Source organism: Erwinia sp. 009765445 (assembly GCF_058137865.1).
Genome location: NZ_JBYUWC010000009.1, coordinates 161,257 through 184,598, shown reverse-complemented (window position 1 = coordinate 184,598; position 23,342 = coordinate 161,257). Strand labels below are relative to the sequence as shown.

The window sequence follows — 23,342 nt, the reverse complement described above, 5'->3', positions numbered from 1 at the left end:
GTCGTTTTGCGCTGATGCGAAGGGTGATGCAGGGAGTGAGTGCGTTGCTGATGCTGGCCTGGCCATTAGTGGTCTGGCTGGGGGTGAGCCACCCCAGCTGGCGCTGGTTGCTTCCGCTGGCGGCCGTGCTTTTTATCCTGCGCCTGATGGCGCTGGGGGGCCGCAAGGGAGCGCTGTCGCTGGTGGGGAAGTGGCTGGCAGTGGCCGGAGCAGCACTGAGTCTGGCCAGCTGGCTTCTGAGCAATCACCACCTGTTGATGTGGTATCCGGTTGTGGTCAACGGCCTGATGCTGGCGCTGTTTGGCGGTTCATTGTTCAGCGCCATGCCGCTGGTCGAGCGTCTGGCCCGCCTGCGTGAGCCTGAACTGCCGCCACGCGGCGTGATCTGGACCCGACGGGTGACCCAGGCCTGGTGCCTGTTTTTTATTTTTAATGGCAGCATCGCTCTGGTGACCTGCCTGATAAACAATCTTCTCTGGTGGACGTGGTGGAACGGGCTGGTCAGTTATCTGTTGATGGGGCTGCTGATGGCGGGCGAATGGTTGCTGCGCCAGCGCATGAGAAAGCCGGCATGAAAAGGAAAGCCCAACCTGTCGGCAGATGGCTGGCATCTGGCGATGGCGGAATTGTGGCTCGCTGTGGTGAGGAAGAATTGAGCCGCCACCAGTGGCAGCAGCAAATCCGGTCGCTCGGTCATCGTCTGCTGGCCCATCCAGGAGAGCGCTGGGCGTTGTGCTTCGACGACAGTTACCTTTTCAGCGTCGCCCTGCTGGCCGCACTTCACGCCGGTAAAACTCCGGTGATCCCCGGTCACTGCCGTGAATCTCTTCTGCAGGAACAGGCTGGTGAATTTGATGCCATGCTTTGCGACCAACTGCTGGCACCCGGCTGCCCGGTCTGGCAGATTGGCGGGGCAGAAGCATCTCAACGGGCAGATTTATCAGCACCGGACTTACGGCCAGCGTTGTCTGGCGAAGGGATCGGCGCTGATGATGTGCCGCTGCCCGCCATCCCCGACGAGGCCTGTGTGGTGCTGTTCACCTCCGGTTCTACCGGTCAGCCACGGCAAATCATCAAGCCGGTCCGCTGTCTGGATGAAGAGGCCCGCTGGCTGGCTGAACTGTGGGGCGACCGGTTGCAGGACTGTACCTTTATTGCCTCGGTCAGCCATCAACATCTGTATGGCCTGACCTTTCGCATCATTCTGCCGCTGGCGCTGGGGCAACCTTTCGACAGCAGGCAAGTGTTCTACAGCGAGCAGCTTTCAGCGCGGCAGAACGGTCTGCATTATGCTTTTATCAGCAGCCCGGCGTTTCTGCGTCGCCTGGATATGACGCTGCCCGCACCGGACTGCCAGCTGATTGTTTCCGCCGGAGGCCCTTTACCCTGGCAACACGCGCAGGGTGTTGAAGCCTGGCTTAAACAGCCGGTGGATGAGATTTACGGCAGTACTGAAACCGGCGTGCTGGCTACCCGTTCCCGCAAGGCAGAAGAGGCGCTCTGGCAGCCCTTTAGTCAGGTCGGGTTATCGCAGGACGAGCAGCAGCGCTGGCGAGTCTGCTCGCCGCTGATCCCGGAGGTGGAAGGGTTGTTGCTGGATGACAAACTGGCGTTTACCGCTGAGGGTTTCCAGCTCTGCGGTCGCCATGACCGTACAGTAAAAGTTGAAGACAAGCGCGTTTCTCTGAGTGAGATCGAACGGCGACTGCTGGCGTTGCCGCAGGTGAAAGATGCTGCGGCGCTCTCCGTCACCCGCCCTGAGCGCAGCGGTATTGGCGTGGTTCTGGTGCTGGACAAGCCTTACAGCGAGGCCGCACTGGCCCGGTTGAAGCGCGAATGGCGCCATGAGCTGCACCGCTGGCTGGAGCCGGTGGCGATGCCCCGCTACTGGCGGGTGGTCGACAGCATCCCGCAGAACAGTCAGAGCAAACGCGCCTGGCCGCAAATACAGGAGTTATTTCATGCTGCCCGCTGAATTATCGTGCCAGCAGCAGGACGGGCAGGCAGAGATTTTACTGCGTGCTGATGCGGACCTGTTCTGGTTCCGCGGCCATTTTCCCGGCCAGCCAATCCTGCCCGGCGTCGCCCAGCTTGACTGGGTGATGCACTATGGTCTGAAGCTACTGGCACCAGGCTACGTATTCTCGTCGGTGGAAAACATCAAGTTCCAGCAGCCCATTCTGCCGGACAGCACGCTTAAACTGACGCTGAGCTGGAATTCCGCCAGAAACTGGCTGCTGTTCGATTATCAGATTTCTGGTGGTGCGGAGCCGCAACGCGCCAGCAGCGGTAAGATAGCGCTGAAGCCGGGTGATAAGAGCGCGATATGTTGAAAAAGGAACCCGATCCGCAGGATTTCACACCTTGTGTGGTGATCCCCTGCTACAACCACGGGGCGATGATGGCTTCTGTACTGGCCCGGCTGGCACCTTTTGGCCTGCCGGTGTTTATCGTTGACGATGGCAGCGATAAAACAACCCGCGTTCAGCTGGAAGCACTGGCTGACGGGGCGGTGACGCTGATCCGTCTGGATGAAAACAAAGGCAAAGGCGCGGCGGTGATCCGTGGCCTGCAGATGGCAGCAGCGGCAGGTTTCAGCCATGCCCTGCAGGTTGATGCCGACGGTCAGCACCAGATTGAAGACTGCCCGCGAATGCTGGCAGAAGCACAGCAGTATCCCGACACGCTGATTTCAGGTCAGCCGCTTTACGATGATTCGATCCCCAAATCTCGCCTCTATGGTCGCTATATCACGCATTTTTGGGTGTGGATTGAGACGCTCTCATTTTCCATTAAAGACAGCATGTGTGGTTTTCGCGTTTATCCCCTGGCTGCCACGCTGGCGCTGGCTGATGAACATCCCGTCGGCCAGCGGATGGATTTTGACACTGAAGTGATGGTCCGGTTGTACTGGCGTGGCACCCCAAGCCGCTTCGTGCAAACCCGCGTGACCTATCCGCTCGACGGCCTGTCACATTTTGATGCTCTGCACGATAATCTGCGAATCTCCTGGATGCATACCCGGCTGTTCTTCGGCATGTTGCCGCGCGTTCCTTCACTGCTGAAAAAGCAGCGCGGGCAGCACTGGGCTGGCGTGCAGGAACGTAAGGGGCTGCTGGGCATGAAGTTTATGCTGAAAGTCTGGCAGCTGTCTGGCAGGGTTCCTTTCACTCTGCTGCTGTGGCCGGTGACTGGCTTTTACTGGCTTAGTGGAGGAGAGCAGCGCGAAGCTTCGCGGCAATGGCTGAAAATCCTCCGTGAGCATGCCCGCCAGCAGCGCGTGATGCTGCCGGTCGGGCCTCTGAATAGCTTCCATCACTTCCTGCGCTTCGGCCAATCGATGCTCGATAAAATTGCCAGCTGGCGCGGTGATTTACGCTGGGGAAAAGATATAGATTTCGCGCCGGGAGCGGAGCAGGCGATTGATGCCGGGAAGCCGGGTGGCCGGTTAATTCTGGCTTCCCATCTGGGCGATATCGAAGCCTGCCGCGCGCTGGCTCAGCAGGTGAGCGGCCTGGTCATCAATGCGCTGGTTTTCATCGATAATGCGCAGCGTTTCCGCCAGGTAATGGATGAGATCGCGCCGGAAGCCAGTAAGCATGTGATCCCGGTTACCGACATTGGCCCCGATACCGCCATTCTGCTGCAGCAAAAACTGGATGCCGGAGAGTGGATCGCTATCGTTGGTGACCGTACCGCCGTGAACCGCCAGCGAGGTGGCGTCAGGCGCGTGGTCTGGAGTGAATTCCTGGGGAAACCCGCCCCGTTCCCTCAGGGGCCGTTTGTGCTTGCGGCCGCGCTGCGCTGTCCGGTGCTGTTGATGTTCGCCCTGCGCGAAAAGGGCAAGCTGAGGTTGCATTGTGAACCCTTTGCCGATCCGCTGCTGTTGCCCCGCGCCAGCCGACAGGAGGCTCTGCAGCAGGCGGTGGATCGCTACGCCCTGAGGCTGGAGCACCATGCCATGCTGGCTCCGCTGGACTGGTTTAACTTTTTTGATTTCTGGCAGTTGCCGGATCAACCGCAACGGTACGATAAGGAGTGACAGTGTTAAACGACCCGCGTTTTTCTGTTGAAGTTGAGCTAAGCATTCCGTTTCACGATGTGGATGCAATGGGCGTTGTCTGGCACGGCAACTACTTCCGCTATTTCGAGATCGCCCGCGAGGCGCTGCTGGCAAAATTCAATTACGGCTACCGTGAAATGAAAGCTTCAGGCTGGCTATGGCCGGTGGTGGATACCCGGGTCAAATACCGTGCCGCGCTGACTTTTGAGCAAACTGTCCGCGTCCGCGCCACTGTTGAAGAGGTCGAAAACCGCCTGCGCATCGCTTATCAGATCTTCGATGCGAAAAATGGTCAGCGTACCACCACCGGTTACACCATCCAGGTGGCGGTGGCAGAAGGGAGCCAGGAGCTGAGCTTTGTTTCCCCGGAGATCCTGTTTGAACGGCTGGGAGTGAAACCATGATCAAATCTCTGCTTACCGCGCTGCTGATGTTCAGCGCGGCTGCCCAGGCTGTGACGCTGGAAGATCTGCAACAGCGCTTTGCCAGCCAGCCGGTGGTGCGCGCTGAATTTACCCAGCTGCGTGAAATTAAAGGCATGGCGCAGCCACTGAGATCCAGCGGTGAGCTGCTGATCGCCCAGGACAAAGGGTTGTGGTGGCATCAGGCGAAGCCGTTTCCGATGACTCTGGCGCTCGACGACAAGCGCATGGTACAGGTGATGAACGACCAGCCGCCTCAGATTATCACCGCCGACAGCAACCCGCAGATGTTCCAGTTTAATCATCTGCTGCGCGCGCTGTTCCAGGCTGACCGGGCCGTGCTGGAGCAAAACTTCGCGCTGGATTTTCACGATTTCGGCCAGCAGAAATGGCGTCTGGTACTGACGCCGAAGACGTCGCCGTTGGATAAGCTGTTTAACACCATCACTCTGCAGGGCGGAGAGTACCTGGACGAGATCCAGCTGAACGATCGCCAGGGTGACAATACGGATATCAAGCTGAGCAATCAGCGCCTGAAGCCGGTGACCCTGACCGCTGATGAGCAAAAACGTTTTGTTTTCTGACTCTCCCCGCCGGATCGCGCTGGGCTGGCTGGCCGTCTGCCTGCTGATGCTGGCTCTGCTCGGCACGCTGTGGCCGAAAGCCACCGTCAACAGCAGCGTGCTGGCCCTTTTACCGCAGCAGACCATGGGTGATATCCCTGCCGATCTGCAGCAGGGTTTTATGCAACGACTGGACCGTCAACTGGTCTGGCTGGTCAGCACGGGCGATATAACCGACCCGACAGTGGCTGAATGGTACCGGCAACAGCTGGCGGCAATGCCTGCTTTGCATAACGTGCAGGGGCCCATGCCCGCCGATCGGCAGCAGGTCTGGGGCAAGTTTGCCTGGCAGCACCGCAACGCAATGATCGATCCGGCAACCCGCGCGCGGTTACAGAATGGCGGTTCCATGCAGGCTGACTGGGTACTGGCGCAGCTCTACTCAGCTTTTGCCGGGGTCAGCGGACAGGAAGTGACTCATGACCCACTGTTGCTGGTGCGGGGGGCACAGCTTGCCATGCAGCAGAACAGCGGTCAGCTCGGACTCAGTCAGGGCTGGCTGACTACCACCGATCCACAGGGCAGGGTATGGTATTTTCTGCACGGCGAGCTGAACGGCAATTCGTTCGATATGCAACAAAGCCATGCGCTCGTCAGCCAGCTGGCGGAACTGAAAACCCGACTGCAGGCAAAATGGCCGGACGCTCAGCTGTTATCGCGTGGCACGGTTTATTTCAGTGATTATGCCAGCCAGCAGGCGCGGCACGATGTCTCAACGCTGGGTGTTGCCACTATTGTGGGCGCGCTGCTGCTGGTCTTTTCCGTGTTCCGCTCGCCGCGCCCGCTATTGTTGTGCGCACTGTCGGTAGCGATTGGCGCAATGGCCGGGATCGCCGTCACGCTGCTGGTGTTTGGCGAGCTGCATCTGATGACGTTGGTGATGAGCCTGAGTATTGTCGGTATTTCGGCAGACTACACGCTTTACTATCTTACCGAGCGGATGGTGCACGGCGCAGAGGCGACTCCGGCGCAAAGCCTGCAGAAAGTGATCCGCGCGCTGCTGCTGGCGCTGGGTACCACGGCCATTGCCTGGCTGATTATGGTTTTTGCCCCTTTCTCTGGTATCCGCCAGCTGGCCGTGTTCGCCGCCACCGGACTGACCGCTTCCTGTCTGACCGTGATCTGCTGGTATCCGCTGTTGGTGAAAGGGCTACCTGTTCGTCCCATCCCGGCGCTGGCCCTGATGGGGCGCTGGCTGGGTATGTGGCGAAGGAGTGAGAAACTGCGCGTGGGTTTACCGCTTCTGGTGGCAGTGATCGGTGCGGCCGGACTTTTCGGGCTGCAGGTGAATGATGATATTTCGCAGCTCCAGACGCTGCCTCCGGCGCTGCTGGCGCAGGAAAAGCAGGTCACCGCACTGACCGGCCAGAGCGCCGATCAAACCTGGATGGTGGTGTATGGCGATAATGCCGAACAGACGTTACGGCGGCTGGAAGAACTGGCCCCGCAGCTGGCAAGGGCTAAAGAGCAGCACTGGCTGCGTGATTACCGTTTGCTGCCGCTCTCTTCACTGGCGCAGCAGCAGAAAGATCTCGCCCTGCTGCAAACGGCAGCGCCTGCCGTGACGGCAAGGCTGCAACAGGCTGGCGTGCAGGTTGCTCCTCCGGATCTCAGTGCCATGATCCTCACTCCGCAGGCGTGGCTCAACAGCCCGAACAGCGAAGGTTGGCGGCTGTTATGGCTTTCGCTGCCAGACGGGCGCAGCGGAGTGCTGGTGCCGGTGGCAGGCGTGACGCACAGTGCTGAACTGGCAGGGCTGGCTGAATCACTGCCGGGCGTTAGCTGGATTGACCGCAAAGCCACGTTTGATCGGCTGTTTGCCTTTTACCGTACGCTGCTCGGCTGGCTGCTGGGTGCGGCGCTGGTGGCGATTGCGTTAAGCTTTATGCTCCGGCTGGGTATCCGTCAGGGCGCGATCAGCGTGCTGCCTTCTGTGCTGTCACTTGGCGGCGGGCTGGCGGCGCTGTCACTCTCCGGACACCCGCTTAACCTGTTTTCCCTGCTGGCGCTGGTGCTGGTGCTGGGGATCGGAATTAATTACACGCTGTTCTTCAGTAATCCCCGGGGAACGCCGATAACTTCTCTGCTGGCGGTCACGCTGGCAATGGCGACCACGTTGCTGACGCTGGGGATGCTGGTATTCAGCAGCACTCAGGCTATTGCCAGCTTTGGCATCGTCCTGTGCAGCGGCATTTTTACCGCGTTTCTGCTGGCTCCGCTGGCGATGCCGCCAAAAAGGAAAAAGAGATGAGATTGATTGCCGTGGCCGGACTGGCCCTGTTATTGCTGGCAGGCTGTGCCCGCAAACCCGCGGAGACCACGCCGCAGGCCTGGTTAAAACCGGGGGGGCGGGTAACTTTGCCTGCGCCGGGCATTACGCCCTCTTTTCATCAGCAGCAACTGCTGACCGGCACGTTCAAAGGTAAAAAGAAGTCTATGCTGGTGCTGCTGAGTGCGGATGATAAACAGCTGACGCTGGCCGGACTTTCCGCCGTGGGTATCCGTCTGTTCCGCGTCAGCTACGATCAAAGCGGTATTCACACCGAGCAGTCCATTATGCTGCCGGAGATGCCGCCAGCCAGCCAGGTGCTGGCTGATATCATGCTCAGCCACTGGCCGATTGCTGCCTGGCAGCCCCGTCTGCCTGCGGGCTGGACGTTAAATGACAGCGGCGACAGACGCCAGCTGCGGGACAATCATGGTGAATTGATTACCGAGATACGCTATCTGCAGCGCGGGACGCAGCGCCAGCCAGTCAGCATTCAGCAGTTTGCATTTGGCTATCAAATCATTATTCAGAATCTGGACGCATGATGATCTACATTGCGGCAGTGGGCATGCTTAACGCGCTGGGCAACGACATGGCAGACATTGCGCGCAACCTCGCACAGGGCGAAGCGCCAGGCATGCGCCCGGACAGCGGCTGGTTGCTGCATGACAAGCCCAGCTGGACCGGTAAAGTTCAGGCGAAATTGCCCGCGGTTCCTGAGTCTCTGGCAGCACACCGCTGCCGTAATAACCAATTGCTGCTGGCAGCCCTGGCGCAAATTCAGCCACAGGTGGAGCAGGCGATTGCCTCTTTTGGCCGCGACCGTGTTGCAATAGTGCTGGGCACCAGCACTGCCGGGCTGGATGAGGCGGATCGCTTCGTTTCCGGCGAGGCTGAAGATTATCACTACTTTAAGCAGGAACTGGGCGATCCTTCCCGCTTCCTTGCGCAGTACCTTGCGGTGAGCGGCCCGGCTTACACCCTGTCGACTGCCTGTTCGTCCAGCGCCAGAGCGCTGATCAGCGGAAAAAGATTGATCGAGAGCGGGCTGGCTGATGTGGCTATCGTCGGTGGGGCGGACACGCTGAGCAGGATGCCGGTTAACGGCTTCGACAGCCTGGAATCCCTCTCGGCTGAACGCTGTGTGCCGTTCAGCCGCCAGCGCGACGGTATCACCATTGGAGAAGGGGCCGCGCTGATGCTGTTGACCCGCTCTCCGCAGAAAGTGGCCGTGCTGGGAACCGGTGAATCCTCTGACGCCTGGCATATGTCCGCGCCGCATCCGGAAGGTGAGGGCGCAGTGCGGGCGATTACCATGGCATTGCAGCAGGCAGGGCTGGCTCCTGAAGCGTTGGGCTATATCAATCTGCATGGTACGGCAACGCGGCTGAACGACCAGATTGAAGCCGATGTGGTGAATAAGTTGTTTGGTGAGGCGGTTCCATGCAGCTCCACGAAGCACCTTACCGGACACACGCTGGGGGCGGCGGGGATTTGTGAAGCCGCGCTGAGCTGGCTGTTGCTGACCAGCGACATTCCGCTGCCCGCGCAGGATTTCAGCCACAGCGAACCGGATGATACGCTGGCACCCTGTGGGCTGCTGCTGCGTCCTGAACCGCTGGCCCGGCCTTATGTTCTGAGTAACTCTTTTGCTTTTGGTGGTAACAACACCTGTCTGATTCTGGGAAAGTATGATGGCTGAATTGACGAAGGCAGCGAAGTATCTGCCCCACGACGAACCGATGGTGCTGGTGGACGAGGTGATTTCCGTCTCCGGTGAGCGTGCCTGCTGTCGGGTGGTGGTCAGTCAGGAGGGTATTCTGGCACCGTTTCTCAACGCCAACGGAGAGCTGCCAGCCTGGTTCGGGATTGAAGTTATCGCCCAGACCATCGGCGTATGGTCCGGCTGGCATGGCCGTCAACTTCATGACAGTAAACCCTCGCCGGGGATGCTACTGGGCGGGCGCGGCTACCGCTGTAACCAGGCTGTTTTTCCCGCCGGAGCTGAGCTGGTCGTCACCGTTACGCTGTTAATGCGTGACGAGAAAATCGGCAGCTTCGACGGTGTGATCACTATTAATGGCGAACGCTACGCCAGTGGCAGGCTGAACACCTATCAGCCCGACCCACAAGAACTACAACAACTTTTGCAACAGGGTAAAAACGCATGACTCGTTCAGTATTGGTCACGGGTGGCAGCAAAGGCATTGGCCGGGCAATCGCTCTGCGCCTGGCTGCCGACGGTTTCAAGCTGGTGGTGCATTACCACAGCGATCGCTCAGGGGCAGAAGAAACGTTGCGCCAGATCCAGCAGGCTGGCGGAACAGGGCGCTGCCTGGGGTTTGATATCGCCGATCGTGAGCTGTGCCGCACGCAGCTGGAAGAGGACATTGCTGTTCATGGCGCCTATTATGGCGTGGTCAGCAATGCCGGGATTACCCGGGATGGCGCTTTCCCGGCTCTCAGCGAAGACGACTGGGACAGCGTGATCCACACCAATCTGGACAGTTTTTACAACGTGCTCCATCCCTGCATCATGCCGATGATCGGCCTGCGCAAAGGCGGGCGGATTGTGACGATCTCCTCTGTTTCCGGCCTGATGGGCAACCGGGGGCAGGTGAATTACAGCGCGGCTAAAGCGGGCATTGTCGGCGCGACAAAGGCGCTGGCGATTGAGCTGGCGAAGCGCAAAATTACCGTTAACTGCATCGCACCAGGTCTGATCGACACCGGCATGATCCAGATGGAACCACTGGCGGTGGACGAAGCCCTGAAAATGATCCCGATGAAGCGGATGGGGCAGGCGGATGAAGTCGCCGGGCTGGCCAGCTATCTGATGTCGGATATTGCAGGCTATGTGACCCGTCAGGTTATTTCAGTCAACGGGGGAATGCTGTGATGCGTCGCGTGGTGGTAACCGGCATGGGGGGCGTGACCGCATTTGGCAACAGCTGGCAGCAGATTGCGGAGAAGATCCGGGGTGGCCGCAATGCCGTAAGAAAAATGCCGGAGTGGCAGGTTTATGACGGCCTGAACACGCTGCTGGGCGCACCGGTAGATGACTTTACGCTGCCCGATTATTACACCCGTAAACGCATCCGTTCGATGGGCCGGGTTTCATTGATGGCGACCCGTGCCAGTGAACTGGCGCTGGAGCAGGCCGGCCTGCTGGAGCACCCGGTTCTGACAAATGGTGAAACAGGTATTGCTTACGGTTCCTCAACCGGCAGCACCGGCCCGGTGAGCGAGTTCGCCACCATGCTGACGGAAAAACACACTAACAACATCACCGGCACCACTTATGTTCAGATGATGCCGCACACGGCTGCGGTCAATACCGGGTTGTTCTTTGGCCTGCGGGGAAGAGTGATCCCCACCTCCAGCGCCTGCACTTCTGGCAGCCAGGCCATAGGTTATGCCTGGGAAGCCATCCGTCACGGTTACCAGACGGTGATGGTGGCCGGAGGAGCGGAGGAACTTTGTCCCTCTGAAGCGGCGGTATTTGACACGCTGTTTGCCACCAGCCAGCGCAATGATGCGCCGGAAACTACGCCATCTCCGTTCGATACAAAGCGCGACGGGTTGGTAATTGGGGAAGGGGCAGGGACGCTGGTGCTGGAAGAGCTGGAGCATGCTCAGGCCCGTGGCGCGACGATTTATGCGGAAATCGTCGGCTTCCACACTAACTGCGATGCGGCGCATATCACCCAACCGCAGCGGGAAACCATGCAAATCTGTATGGAAGGTGCGCTGCGATTGGCCGGGCTGAAGGCGGAAGATATTGGATATATCAATGCCCATGGTACGGCAACGGATCGCGGTGATGTAGCGGAAAGCCTGGCGACGGCGGCAATTTTCGGCAACCGCACGCCGATTTCCTCGCTGAAGAGCTATTTCGGCCACACTCTCGGAGCCTGTGGTGCGCTGGAAGCGTGGATGAGTATTGAGATGATGCGCGAGGGATGGTTCGCCCCGACGCTGAACCTGACCGATCTCGCCGTGGACTGTGGCGAGCTGGATTACATTATGCATCAGCCGCGTGAGTTGCAAACCCGGTATATCCAGTCGAATAACTTTGCCTTTGGCGGCATCAACACCTCGCTGATTTTTCGCCGCTGGCCACAGTAACGGCAAACCAGGCAGCCGTCGCAAGACGAAGTATTGCCGCGAGAGCTGGCGCGGATTTATTCCGCACGTGGCTCTCTTTTCATTGCACGGGGGGAAATCTTTTTTCCCCTTCCGCCCTTTCATTTTCCTTTCACGCCTTGAAAAATTGTCTTTTCCCTCAGAATCTTAGTTTTAACCCTGGTAAATCTGCAGGTTTTTTCCGTTCATTCAGCGAGTTAACAGTTGGAAATCAGGCTTGCAATTAAGAATCGTCTGAGCATAATCGGAAATCGAATAATAATGATTCTCAGTTGTATTTTAATTCAGGGAAATAACATGGCACACTTTTCATCACCCCAGGGTCGCTTCCGGGTCACTCTGCTGGCTGCGCTGATCGGTTCTGCTGCTGCACCAGTCATCGCAGCGACAGCGAATATCTCTTCCGATGCCAATACATCGGCCACGAAAACAGCAGGCGCCGCCGACAAGCCAAAAACGATGACCGCCAGCAGCAAAAATACCGGAGCTGCGGCAGGCAATGAGCAGACTATGACGGTAACGGCAACCCCGGATAATCACTTTACACCTGGCGGCGACCAGTTGGTGCCGGCGTATCTGGATGGCCAGATTGCCAATGGTGGACGTATGGGCATGCTGGGCGAACAGGATGCCCATAACGTGCCGTTTAACGTTATTGGCTATACCAGCAAAATGATTCAGGATCTGCAGGCGACGACCGTGAAAGATGTGGTGGCGAATGATGCTTCGGTCCAAAACCTCAAAGGTTACGGCAACTATGCTGAAACGTACCGTATCCGTGGATTTGATCTCAATGGGGATGATATGACCTTTGGAGGTCTGCCCGGCGTAATGCCACGCCAGGTGGTATCCACGCAGATGATTGAACGGGTGGAGGTGTTTAAAGGCTCCAATGCGTTAATGAATGGCCCCGGTTCCTCAGGCGTGGGCGGTATGATCAATATCGAGCCGAAACATGCGGATGACGCCCCATTGACGCGGCTGGGAGTGGATTACTCGTCGTCCTCTCAGGTTGGCACTTCGCTGGATGTGGGACGCCGTTTTGGTGATAACAATCAGTGGGGGGTCCGCGTCAACGTACTGCACCGTGAGGGCGAAACGGCGGTGGATAATGAAAAACGTCGTACCACTATGGCTTCACTGGGTCTGGATTATCGTGGGGATAAATTACGCACCTCGCTCGATCTGGGCTATCAGAAACAGGCTTATGACGGCGGCCGTATGAGCATTAACATCAGTAAAGTTGACTTTATCCCCACGGTACCGCGTGCCACCAGTAACTACAGCCAGGACTGGGTGTTCAGTAATCTGGAGAGCAAATTCGGTATGGCGCGTGCAGAGTATGACTTCGCCCCGGACTGGACGGCTTATGGCGCAGTGGGCGGGCAGCACTCGAAAGAGATCGGTGCCTATGCTTCACCAACCCTGACCGATGCTGACGGCTCCGCCACCATTGGCCGTATGGATACCAACAAAATTATCGATGCATTCAGCGGCATGGCTGGCATTCGTGGCAAGTTTGATACCGGCTTTGTCAGCCATAATGTGAATATCGGCTATGCTGCTGAAACCGAGCGCGAAAAAACCGCCTATGGTATGACGCTGGCCCCGGAAGCGACTAACATCTATGACACTGCCGACGCGCCGGAACCGACCAACACTTACTTTGGCGGCAGCCTGAGCGATCCACGGCCAACCAGCCGCTTGCGCAATGAAGGGGTGCTGTTGGCGGATACGCTGGGCCTGCTGGATGACAAAGTGCTGCTGACCGTCGGCGCTCGTCATCAGAAAGTGACGGTGCGCAACTATGCCTACGGTACCGCAATTGAAGATACGGATGCGCGCTTTACCAAATCGCGCTGGACGCCGGGTTATGGTCTGGTCATTAAACCGTGGCAGGCGATCTCACTGTATGCCAACCATATAGAGGCGCTCCAGCCTGGCGCGACGGCACCGAGTACTGCTCTCAATGCGGGTCAAGTGACGGGTATTACACTGTCAAAACAAAATGAAGTTGGGGTGAAGCTGGATTACGGCACGCTTGGCGGCACGCTGGCGCTGTTTGATATTAAGAAACCAACCGGAATACTTAACACGGCGACCAACACCTATGGCCTGTATGGTGAGCAACGCAACCGTGGCGTGGAGCTGAATGTCTTTGGCGAGCCGTTTTACGGAGTGCGTCTTAACGGCAGCGCCACCTGGCTCGATCCAAAAATGAGTAAAACCGAGAACGGCACTTACGACGGTAACGATGCCGTCGGCGTGGCGAACTTCTACACCGTGCTGAGTGCGGAATACGATATCAAACCGATCGAGGGCCTGACGGCGCTGGCGCGGATGACCCATTCCGGTTCTCAGTATGCCGACGAGGCCAACACTAAAAAGCTCGACAGCTACACTACGCTGGATCTCGGCCTGCGCTATCGCATGAAGGTGCAGGAGAACGATCTGACCTGGCGTCTGGGCGTGGAAAACGTCACCAACAAGAAATACTGGTCTGGTGTGGAAAGCTACGGTACCTATATCTATCAGGGCGATCCGCGTGAGCTGAAACTGTCGATGACTTATGACTTCTGACCTGAGGGGCCGCTGAGGCGGCCCTTTTTTCAGTATTAATAAATTTTCAGAGTAACAGAAGGTCATTATTCAATTCTTGAATCACTCAATGGAAAGTAACTGAAGAGTAAACAGGGCAGGAAATTTCACTCAAGCGAGTGAGAATGCGTTCTTTCAGCGATATGCTGTGCTACACTTTTGCCTTCCTGAATTTCAGTGGCACGGAGCCAGCCAGAAAAGGAGATGCGGAAGCATAAATAAGATTCGTTATTTTTTCGTTAATCCCCGGCTGAGTTCAGACTTATTACGCTTTGCGCAGACAGCGCAGGATAATTTGAACGATTTTACTGGCGCTGAGGACAGGACGTTAGGCCAGTTAAGTGGCTATCATGACAGAACGTCCGGAAAACGATCCCCCGAAAGAGTCCCGTTACCTGCTGGATGATGCTCAATTTGCCATTGTGGTACTTGCAGTCACCTCTTTTACACTTATAATCTTTGTCCTGATCATTACTTTGTTGATGACGTAATGCGCTGGTCTGCGCTTGTAATGAGCTTTAGGAGAAAGACCGTATGGATACGAGAGAGGATCGACTGTTGGCCCTGGTAGGGCTATTGTCCGCCGGGCTAATCACCGTAATTGTGTTGTTTACTTTGACCTGGCTGTCTGACGTTCGACGTATGCCCAGCCAACCCTCCAGCCCGGAAACCTGCCTGCCCGAAAAAACTCAGCCTTCCTGAACCGTTTTTTTCAGTCTGATCTGCTGACTGCGAATTTCCAGCGCGTAGGGCTCGTAGGGCGTGCGATTTCCGTTGGCATCTGGCAGGCCAAACAGGCCGCCTGGCGAGCGGCGGTCATCAGCCCAGGAAGGGTAGTCCACCGCCGGAAAAACTGAGATGCCTTCCATCTGCACGCCCTGATCCATTGCCAGATTGACCTGTTCCACCACGCCTGAAAGCCAGGGCACGCGCATTTCCCCTTCAGCTCCCGTTTCCGCGAGCAGTAGTGGACGCTGGTAACGCTGCCAGACTTCCAGCAACAGGCTGGACAGTGGGCGATAGCTCGGGCTGTGGCTGTCGAGCGGATCGCCATTCACCGTCCACTGATTATCCGGATAGTAGTTCAGACCGAGAATATCCAGCAGGCTGCTGTCACCGCCCAATTCAGGATGCAGGCGTCCGCTGAGCATGTCCCACGCCTCGAACTGGGCGTGATGCTGGCGGTTTGCTTCCTCGCGGGAAGCTGCAGAATCATCCGCTGCTGCCACGTGAACCAGTGGATCGGTCAGCACGAATCGTGCGCCAGGCAGCTCTTCACGTATTGCCCACATGGCGGCGACCGAAGCCCTGACCAGCTGCTGTTTCAACTCGCGTCCCCGGCCGGTTACGTGGGGATTAAACCAGGCCACGTCGGCTCCGGCCCATGACCAGAAAGAGATCTGATTCATCGGAGTAACAAAAGGCGCGGCATATCCCTCGTCCCGCATCAACTTTGCCATTGCTCTGGCAAAAGCAGCAAAACTGTCGACAAACGCTGGCTGCCAGATATCCAGATGATCGGGCCAGCCGAAGTGGGCCAGCTCCCAGATCAGCTCAATCCCGTTATTTTCTGCGGCATGTAACATGGGCAGAAGTGTTGACCAGTCATATTCGCCCGGTGTTTTTTCGATCAGGTACCAGCGCGCGCCATCGCGGGCTGTCTGTAACTGGTAGTCAGCCAGATGGGCATAATCTTTTTCCAGCAGCGTGTCATGACCGCTGTTGATCACAAGGTCCACGCGGCGGCCTTCTCCACGACAGGCGGTGGAGCAGGCGAAGCTGCCCTGAAAGAAACTTTTAAACAGATGCGGGCTGTGCCGTTGCGGCGGCAATTCATGCGTTGGTTTCATGTCGCTCTCCTCGATGCATGCCCGGTCCGGGTAATGCGCTAAGTTTAGACCACCAGCCCCGGAGTGCTGAGGGCCGTTACGTGCGCCTTAATCAGAACAGTCGTATGACATTTAATAAAAAACCGGATCGATAATAGATCCTGTACGATAATCGTCTCTTATACCTCCCGGCCGGGAGAGGAACTCATTGATATGGCAGACCAGAGGATTGCGCGTGGCTGAAGCTTTTACACCAGAAACTGGCGAGACCGTGCCAACCCGGACCCGACTGACCCGCGCCGTTTCCTCGCTGGTAGAGAACCATCCTGAACACAGTGGCATTCACTCTCTTGAAGAGGGACTTGATGCCTTTGCCGCGCGCTACCTGCTGACCTCAATGGCAGAGCATACCCTCGATATCCAGTATTACATCTGGCAGAACGACATGTCCGGGCGGCTGTTGTTCAGCGCGGTACTGGAGGCGGCCGATCGCGGCGTGAAAGTTCGCCTGCTGCTCGATGACAACAACACGATGGGGCTGGATGAGACGCTGACCGCCCTGAGCCGCCATGACAATATTGAAGTGCGGCTGTTTAATCCGTTCTCCTTCCGGACTTTGCGGGCGCTGGGCTACCTGAGCGATTTCGCCCGGCTGAACCGCCGGATGCACAACAAAAGCTTCACTGTCGATGATGAGGTCACCATTGTGGGCGGCCGGAATATCGGCGATGAGTATTTTGGTGCCGGGGAGGAGCCGCTTTTCTCCGACCTCGACGTACTGGCTATTGGTCCGGTAGTGGAAGAGGTCAGCGTGGATTTCGAACGCTACTGGCAGAGCAAGGCCGTCGAGCCGTTCAGTAAGGTGGTGGACATTGAGACTGAGGCGGAACGAGAGGCGATTAAATTACCGGAAGCCTGGCGCATCGATCCGCAGGTGGAGCGTTACCTGCAGCGTATTAATGCTTCCTTGTTCGTGACCCAAATAGATGCCGGTGAACTGCCGCTGACCTGGGCCAGAACCCGGTTACTGAGCGACGATCCCCGCAAGGGATTAGGCCGTGCCAGGGCCGGTTCGCTGTTGCCCGCGCGTATGCTGGAAGTGATCGGTAAACCGCAGCAACAGTTTGATATTATCTCTGCCTATTTTGTGCCTACCAGAGCAGGCGTGGCTCAGCTGCTGGCACTGGTCAGAAAAGGAGTCAGGATTGCCATTCTTACTAACTCCCTGGCCGCGAATGATGTCTCGGTGGTTCACGCGGGCTATGCCAAATGGCGCAAGAAGCTGTTACGACACGGCATTACCCTGTATGAGCTGAAGCCCCACTCTGGCAACAGTGACCGGCCTCACGACCGCGGCCTGACCGGTAATTCCGGTTCGAGCCTGCATGCGAAAACTTTCAGCGTCGATAATGAGAAAGTCTTTATCGGTTCGTTTAACTTTGACCCGCGCTCGGCGATGCTGAACACCGAAATGGGCTTTGTGATTGAAAGTGAATCGCTGGCGACCAGTATTCACCAGCGGTTTATTAACCGAATGCGCGATCGTGCCTGGACCCTTCGGCTGGACAAGTGGGGCCGGGTGAACTGGGTGGAGTACCCGGGAGAAGGGGCAAGCGAAGTGGTGTATAAACATGAGCCGCGTACCCGATTTATGCAGCGGCTGTTGGTGCGTCTGGTGTGGCGGCTGCCTATTGAGTGGCTGCTTTAAAACAGCGGGGCCAATGAATTCGCCCCTTACCGGTGGGAAGTACACGATAAGGGGCGGAGTTTATTGCTGTCGCTTAAACTGTTCAGCGCTGTGGCTTGCCGGAGAACAGGAAGCGTAGCACTGGGATCCGCAGGTGGATCTCGTAAAGAATAAAAGCGATGCCAAAGACAAACAGCAGGCCGGTGAAGAAGCCCAGCGTGTTATTGCTGATCTCCGGAACAAAGAAAATGCCGTACAAAATGGTCAGCGGGTGGTGCACCAGATAAATAAACAGCGAGGCATTTACCAGGTAAGTCACCCGTGGAGAATGTGAATTCAGCATGCGGTGACCCAGTGAGAAGACCACGTTCACCATCCACAGTCCCATCATCATTGATACCACCGCATCAATCTCATACAGCCAGCCTTCTCCTTTGCTGTACGTCTGGTTGGCAACGTAGGCAACAAAAGCCAGTGCCGACCCGATAAACGTCCAGGGTATCGGCTTTACAAACAGTTCTTTAATTTTCGGGTATTTCCACGCCATTGCGCCGAGCACAAAGAATGGCAGGAAGAACAGTGACTGCATCACACCGTAATTGAACAGACCATTACCCAGTAACTGAGGTTCAAAAATAAACAGCAGGCGACGGATAGCACCCCAGGCAAGACTGCAAAGCAGAATCGCAAAGCTGAGTTTCGTCCAGGTAAGGTCGGAATATTCTGTTTTTGCCGCCTTGCCATCGCGCAGCCATTTAAACATCCAGGTGCCGGCAATAGTCAGTGCTACCAGGACCAGCAGAAACCACAGGTGAGAGATTAAATCCCAGGTCAGGGCGTTAAATTTCTCATACAGCGAAAGGGTGCTCCAGTCACCAATTTTGGTGGTCCAGGCTTTAATCATAAAAAATTGCGGCAGGGTCAGCAGCGGAATGGCGGCCAGCATGGGAATGCCGACCCGTTCCAGGCGCACCTTCAGCCAGTGCTGGCGGCTGTAACGCAGAAACAGCATATAGGAAAAATAACCGGAAATGACGAAGAAAACCTGCATGCGAAAAGCATGGATAAAATCGTTCAAAATCGTCAGCCATTCGGAAGGGGCCGGGCTGTTAACTGACCACGATTGGGTGGAATAAATCAGTGAGACGTGAAAAGGAACGCCTAAAAGCATCAGATAGGCCCTGATTGAATCAAAAAAATACTCTCTTTGCTGTGTTTTTTTAGTCATGTTCATCCAATATTCAACACGTTGCAGCGTTTGCTCACCCTGAGCCACGCTAAAGCTTAACGCTTACTTTAGTTTAGAAAACCCGGGTATACTATCAGGCGAATCTGTATCCGCTAAGCACTTGAGAACAGGGCGCTAAAAGCAGCAGTCAGGAGGAACTATCACGTTGTTGAGCTGTCGGAATGCTGAATTATCCATTAAGATGGATGGGATTGTTTTGAGCACACGAAAGGGGGGGATGTGCTGATTAAAATGAAGAATAAGCCAAAACTGATGAAATTACGCTGGCTTGGCGTAACAGTTTTGCTGTCAATGTATGCCAGCCCAGGCTGGGCTTTCAGCATTGACGACGTCGCAAAACAGGCGAAAGATTTAGCAGGGAAAGGGTATGAAGCGCCGAAAAGCAATTTACCTTCCCAATTGCGTGACATGAAATATGCCGACTACCAGCAGATTCAGTTCAATCGTGATAAATCCTGGTGGAGCAAGCTGAAGACCCCGTTCAAGCTCGAGTTCTACCATCAGGGAATGTACTTTGACACGCCGGTAAAAATTAACGAAGTCACCGCGTCTACCGTACGTGAGATTAAATACTCGCCGGACTATTTTAATTTCGGCAACGTTAAACACGATCCGGAAACGGTTAAAAACCTCGGCTTTGCCGGGTTTAAAGTGCTGTATCCACTGAACAGCAAAAACAAGAAAGACGATGAGATTTCCAGCTTCCTTGGTGCCAGCTACTTCCGCGTGATCGGTGCGGGCCAGGTGTATGGTCTTTCTTCCCGCGGGTTGGCCATCGACACGGCGTTGCCGTCCGGTGAAGAGTTCCCGCGTTTTAAAGAATTCTGGGTTGAGCGCCCAAAACCAGCAGACAAACATCTGGTGATCTATGCGCTGCTGGATTCGCCACGTGCGTCCGGTGCTTATCGCTTTGTGATCACCCCAGGCAAAGATTCTACCGTGGACGTGCAGTCCAAAGTGTATCTGCGTGACAAAGTTGGCAAGCTGGGCGTGGCTCCGCTGACCAGTATGTTCCTGTTTGGTCCTAACCAGCCATCGTCACAGATTAACTACCGTCCGGCGCTGCATGACTCCAACGGTCTGTCGATCCATGCCGGTAACGGCGAGTGGATCTGGCGTCCGCTGAATAACCCGAAACATCTGGCGGTCAGCACTTTCACCGTCGAGAACCCGAAAGGTTTCGGCCTGCTGCAGCGCGGGCGTGACTTTGCGCAGTACCAGGATCTGGACGATCGTTACGATCTCCGTCCGAGCGGCTGGATTGAGCCACAGGGGGACTGGGGCAAAGGCCACGTTGAACTGGTAGAGATCCCCACTGCGGATGAAACCAACGACAATATCGTTGCCTTCTGGACACCGGAAAAACTGCCGGATCCGGGCAAAGAGATGAACTTTAAATACCGTCTGCACTTCACCCGCGATGAAAGCGCGCTGCATTCGCCGGAAACGGCCTATGTGAAAAATACGCTGCGCTCCACTGGCGATGTGAAACAGTCCAACCTGGTTCGCCAGCCTGACGGCACGGTGGCCTTCATCGTTGACTTTACCGGTCAGGATATGAGCAAGCTGCCGGAAAACACTCCGGTCACGCCGCAGGTCAGTATCGGTAACAACGGTGAACTGGTGGAAAACAGCGTGCGCTACAATCCGGTCACCAAAGGCTGGCGTCTGATTATGCGTCTGCGCGTAAAAGACACCAAGCAGCCGACCGAAATGCGTGCTGCGCTGGTTAACGGTGATAAGACACTGACAGAAACCTGGAGCTATCAGTTGCCTGCCAATGAATAAGTCTACTGCTATACCCACTGACTATATCGATGCGCTGCCCCTTTCCGCTGAGCGGAAGAGGGCGCTACGCGACACGCTGCCCGAGCAGCCTGATGAAGCCTTCAGCCAGCTGCACCAGTCGCTGGCCGAAGGCGGACCGGTGGAGACTCGTCCCGACGATGTACCGCTGGAGTCAGTGAAGTCGCGTATCGAGATGACGTGGCCGGATTCCGTGGGCAAAGGCGAACAGTTTGATAAAGACCAACTGGATCGTACCACGCTGAAAGCGATGCCGCGCCACACCCGTTCATCCATGTATCCGGAAGCCTGGCGCACCAACCCCGTGGGGCGTGCCTGGGATTCCCTGCGTGGCCGTAAATCCAAACCGCGTTACAGCAACCCGGAAGAGCAGCGTCAGGAAGATAAGTGGCGTCACGTTGGCTCGATCCGTCGCTACATTTTACTGCTGCTGACCATCGCGCAGACCGTGGTGGCGACCTGGTACATGAAAACCATTCTGCCTTACCAGGGCTGGGCGCTGATTGACCCAATGGAGATGCTTGACCAGAACTGGCAGCAGTCTGTGCTGCAGATCCTGCCTTATGTTCTGCAAACCGGGATCCTGTTCCTGTTCGCCGTGCTGTTCTGCTGGGTTTCGGCCGGGTTCTGGACCGCGCTGATGGGCTTTCTGCAGCTAATGATCGGCAAGGACAAGTACAGTATCTCCTATGGCCTGAAAGGCGATGAGCCGATTAACCCGGAGCACCGTACTGCCCTGATCATGCCGATCTGTAACGAAGATGTGGAACGTGTCTTCGCCGGTCTGCGGGCGACCTGGGAGTCCGTAGTCAGAACGGGCGAACAGCAGAATTTCGATGTTTATGTGCTGAGTGACAGTTACAACCCTGATATCGCACTGGCTGAACAGAAAGCCTGGATGGAGCTGGTTCGCGATGTGGGTGGGGAAGGGCGTATCTTCTATCGCCGCCGTCGCCGTCGCGTGAAGCGTAAAAGCGGCAACATTGATGACTTCTGCCGTCGCTGGGGCAGCCAGTACAGCTACATGGTAGTGCTGGATGCGGACAGCGTGATGAGCGGTGAGTGTCTCACCGGTCTGGTGCGCATGATGGAAGCCAATCCGAACGCCGGTATTATCCAGTCTTCGCCTAAAGCATCAGGCATGGATACGCTGTATGCACGTTGCCAGCAGTTTGCCACCCGTGTTTATGGCCCACTGTTTACCGCCGGCCTGCACTTCTGGCAGTTGGGTGAGTCCCACTACTGGGGTCACAACGCTATTATCCGCGTGAAGCCGTTTATCGAGCACTGTGCGCTGGCACCGCTGCCAGGTGAAGGCTCCTTCGCCGGTTCGATTCTGTCGCATGACTTCGTGGAAGCTGCACTGATGCGTCGTGCGGGCTGGGGCGTATGGATTGCTTACGATCTGCCGGGTTCCTATGAGGAGCTGCCGCCAAACCTGCTGGATGAACTGAAGCGTGACCGCCGCTGGTGTCACGGTAACCTGATGAACTTCCGCCTGTTCCTGGTGAAAGGTATGCACCCGGTTCACCGTGCGGTGTTCCTGACGGGGGTGATGTCCTATCTGTCGGCTCCGCTGTGGTTTATGTTCCTTGCGCTCTCCACGGCTCTGCAGGTGGTGCACACGCTGATGGAGCCGCAGTACTTCCTGCAGCCCCGGCAGCTGTTCCCGGTATGGCCGCAGTGGCGTCCTGAACTGGCTATTGCGCTGTTCTCCACCACGATGGTGCTGCTGTTCCTGCCGAAACTGCTCAGTATTATGCTGATCTGGTTCAAGGGGGCGAAGCAATATGGCGGTGTGTTCCGCGTTACCGTGTCTCTGTTCCTGGAGATGCTGTTCTCGGTCCTGCTGGCTCCGGTACGCATGCTGTTCCACACCGTGTTTGTGGTCAGCGCGTTCCTCGGCTGGGAAGTGGTGTGGAACTCTCCACAGCGTGATGATGATGCCACGCCCTGGGGCGAAGCATTTAAACGTCATGGTTCGCAGATGGCACTGGGTATCGTTTGGGCGGCAGGAATGGGCTGGCTGGATCTGAATTTTCTGTGGTGGCTGGCACCGATCGTCTTCTCGCTGATCCTGTCTCCGTTCGTTTCGGTGTTCTCAAGCCGATCAACAACAGGTAACGCATCCAAGCGCGCTAAACTGTTCCTGATCCCTGAAGAGTACAATCCGCCTAAGGAGCTGTTGGATACCGATTGCTACGTGGAGCTTAACCGCTCACGCGCACTGAAGGATGGCTTTATGCACGCGGTGTTTAACCCCTCGTTCAATGCCCTTGCCAGTGCGATGGCCACCTCCCGCCACCTGAAAAGTGATGTGCTGGAGTTTGCCCGCGACCGTCAGATTGATCAGGCGCTGAGCGAGTCACCGAAGAAGCTGGATCGCGATCGTCGCCTGGCACTGATCAGCGACCCGGTGACGTTGTCCAGGATGCATTATCGCCTTTGGCAGCATGCCGATAAGTATCACGACTGGTTTGATTACTATCAGTCGTTGAAGATGAATCCTGAGGCGATTCAGACCGCGAAGTCTTAATCTCAGGGCACAAAAAAACCGGGAATGATTTCCCGGTTTTTTTTCGCCTGAATCCGGCAGCTTTACAGATATTTTGCATTCCAGCTTCTGTCTGTTGCAGACTGTTGCTGTACA

The 23,342-nt window shown here is 56.6% G+C and carries 18 protein-coding genes; 16 read left to right on the top strand and 2 right to left on the bottom strand.

What is annotated here, in order from left to right; translation table 11 throughout:
* Positions 1 to 14: 14 nt before the first annotated feature.
* From AC3Y5R_RS12290 to AC3Y5R_RS12230, 13 genes are all read left to right on the top strand, one after another.
* Positions 15 to 575: a COG4648 family protein gene (locus AC3Y5R_RS12290; RefSeq protein WP_489921557.1), complete on the top strand. Its 561-nt coding sequence runs from the start codon at positions 15 to 17 to the stop codon at positions 573 to 575.
* Positions 572 to 1,975: an AMP-binding protein gene (locus AC3Y5R_RS12285; RefSeq protein ID WP_489921556.1), complete on the top strand. Its 1,404-nt coding sequence runs from the start codon at positions 572 to 574 to the stop codon at positions 1,973 to 1,975. The genes AC3Y5R_RS12290 and AC3Y5R_RS12285 overlap by 4 nt, the downstream gene beginning before the upstream one ends.
* Entirely contained in the window at positions 1,962 to 2,333 is a 372-nt protein-coding gene (locus AC3Y5R_RS12280; protein WP_489921555.1) for a 3-hydroxyacyl-ACP dehydratase FabZ family protein, read from the top strand. Before AC3Y5R_RS12285 ends, AC3Y5R_RS12280 begins: the two co-directional genes overlap by 14 nt.
* Entirely contained in the window at positions 2,327 to 4,042 is a 1,716-nt protein-coding gene (locus AC3Y5R_RS12275) for a glycosyltransferase family 2 protein (RefSeq protein ID WP_489921554.1), read from the top strand. The genes AC3Y5R_RS12280 and AC3Y5R_RS12275 overlap by 7 nt, the downstream gene beginning before the upstream one ends.
* Before the next feature lie 2 nt (positions 4,043 to 4,044).
* Complete coding sequence (locus AC3Y5R_RS12270; protein ID WP_489921553.1) at positions 4,045 to 4,467, top strand: acyl-CoA thioesterase; 423 nt, start codon at positions 4,045 to 4,047, stop codon at positions 4,465 to 4,467.
* Complete coding sequence (locus AC3Y5R_RS12265) at positions 4,464 to 5,069, top strand: LolA family protein (protein WP_489921552.1); 606 nt, start codon at positions 4,464 to 4,466, stop codon at positions 5,067 to 5,069. Before AC3Y5R_RS12270 ends, AC3Y5R_RS12265 begins: the two co-directional genes overlap by 4 nt.
* The gene (locus tag AC3Y5R_RS12260; RefSeq protein WP_489921551.1) at positions 5,044 to 7,359 is read left to right on the top strand and encodes an MMPL family transporter; all 2,316 of its coding nucleotides are present in this window, start codon (positions 5,044 to 5,046) and stop codon (positions 7,357 to 7,359) included. Before AC3Y5R_RS12265 ends, AC3Y5R_RS12260 begins: the two co-directional genes overlap by 26 nt.
* Positions 7,356 to 7,922, top strand: a complete 567-nt coding sequence (locus AC3Y5R_RS12255) for a DUF3261 domain-containing protein (RefSeq protein ID WP_489921550.1) — start codon at positions 7,356 to 7,358, stop codon at positions 7,920 to 7,922. The genes AC3Y5R_RS12260 and AC3Y5R_RS12255 overlap by 4 nt, the downstream gene beginning before the upstream one ends.
* Positions 7,922 to 9,079, top strand: coding sequence for a beta-ketoacyl-[acyl-carrier-protein] synthase family protein (locus AC3Y5R_RS12250; protein ID WP_489921576.1), 1,158 nt, complete (start codon positions 7,922 to 7,924; stop codon positions 9,077 to 9,079). Before AC3Y5R_RS12255 ends, AC3Y5R_RS12250 begins: the two co-directional genes overlap by 1 nt.
* A complete protein-coding gene (locus AC3Y5R_RS12245; RefSeq protein WP_489921549.1) occupies positions 9,072 to 9,548 on the top strand; it encodes a hotdog family protein in 477 nt (158 codons plus the stop codon). Before AC3Y5R_RS12250 ends, AC3Y5R_RS12245 begins: the two co-directional genes overlap by 8 nt.
* Positions 9,545 to 10,276, top strand: coding sequence for a 3-ketoacyl-ACP reductase FabG2 (locus AC3Y5R_RS12240; protein WP_489921548.1), 732 nt, complete (start codon positions 9,545 to 9,547; stop codon positions 10,274 to 10,276). The genes AC3Y5R_RS12245 and AC3Y5R_RS12240 overlap by 4 nt, the downstream gene beginning before the upstream one ends.
* Entirely contained in the window at positions 10,273 to 11,505 is a 1,233-nt protein-coding gene (locus tag AC3Y5R_RS12235; protein ID WP_489921547.1) for a beta-ketoacyl-ACP synthase, read from the top strand. The genes AC3Y5R_RS12240 and AC3Y5R_RS12235 overlap by 4 nt, the downstream gene beginning before the upstream one ends.
* 477 nt (positions 11,506 to 11,982) lie before the next feature.
* Positions 11,983 to 14,103 carry a TonB-dependent receptor gene (locus AC3Y5R_RS12230; RefSeq protein ID WP_489921575.1) on the top strand — a complete coding sequence of 707 codons (2,121 nt, stop codon included), beginning with the start codon at positions 11,983 to 11,985 and terminating at the stop codon, positions 14,101 to 14,103.
* 707 nt (positions 14,104 to 14,810) lie between these two features.
* Here AC3Y5R_RS12230 and AC3Y5R_RS12225 read toward each other — a convergent pair.
* Positions 14,811 to 15,971, bottom strand: coding sequence for a beta-glucosidase (locus AC3Y5R_RS12225; protein WP_489921546.1), 1,161 nt, complete (start codon positions 15,969 to 15,971; stop codon positions 14,811 to 14,813).
* A 214-nt stretch (positions 15,972 to 16,185) separates the two neighbouring features.
* Between AC3Y5R_RS12225 and AC3Y5R_RS12220 the strand changes: the two genes are divergently transcribed.
* Entirely contained in the window at positions 16,186 to 17,658 is a 1,473-nt protein-coding gene (locus AC3Y5R_RS12220; protein ID WP_489921545.1) for a phospholipase D family protein, read from the top strand.
* An 82-nt stretch (positions 17,659 to 17,740) separates the two neighbouring features.
* On the opposite strand, the gene mdoC is transcribed toward AC3Y5R_RS12220, so the two are convergent.
* Positions 17,741 to 18,865, bottom strand: a complete 1,125-nt coding sequence (gene mdoC / locus AC3Y5R_RS12215) for a glucans biosynthesis protein MdoC (protein ID WP_489921544.1) — start codon at positions 18,863 to 18,865, stop codon at positions 17,741 to 17,743.
* A 270-nt stretch (positions 18,866 to 19,135) separates the two neighbouring features.
* On the opposite strand from mdoC, the gene AC3Y5R_RS12210 reads away from it, so the two are divergent.
* Entirely contained in the window at positions 19,136 to 20,674 is a 1,539-nt protein-coding gene (locus AC3Y5R_RS12210) for a glucan biosynthesis protein G (protein ID WP_489921574.1), read from the top strand.
* On the top strand, positions 20,667 to 23,228 hold the full coding sequence (mdoH, locus tag AC3Y5R_RS12205) for a glucans biosynthesis glucosyltransferase MdoH (protein WP_489921543.1): 2,562 nt from the start codon (positions 20,667 to 20,669) through the stop codon (positions 23,226 to 23,228). The genes AC3Y5R_RS12210 and mdoH overlap by 8 nt, the downstream gene beginning before the upstream one ends.
* Positions 23,229 to 23,342 lie beyond the last annotated feature (114 nt).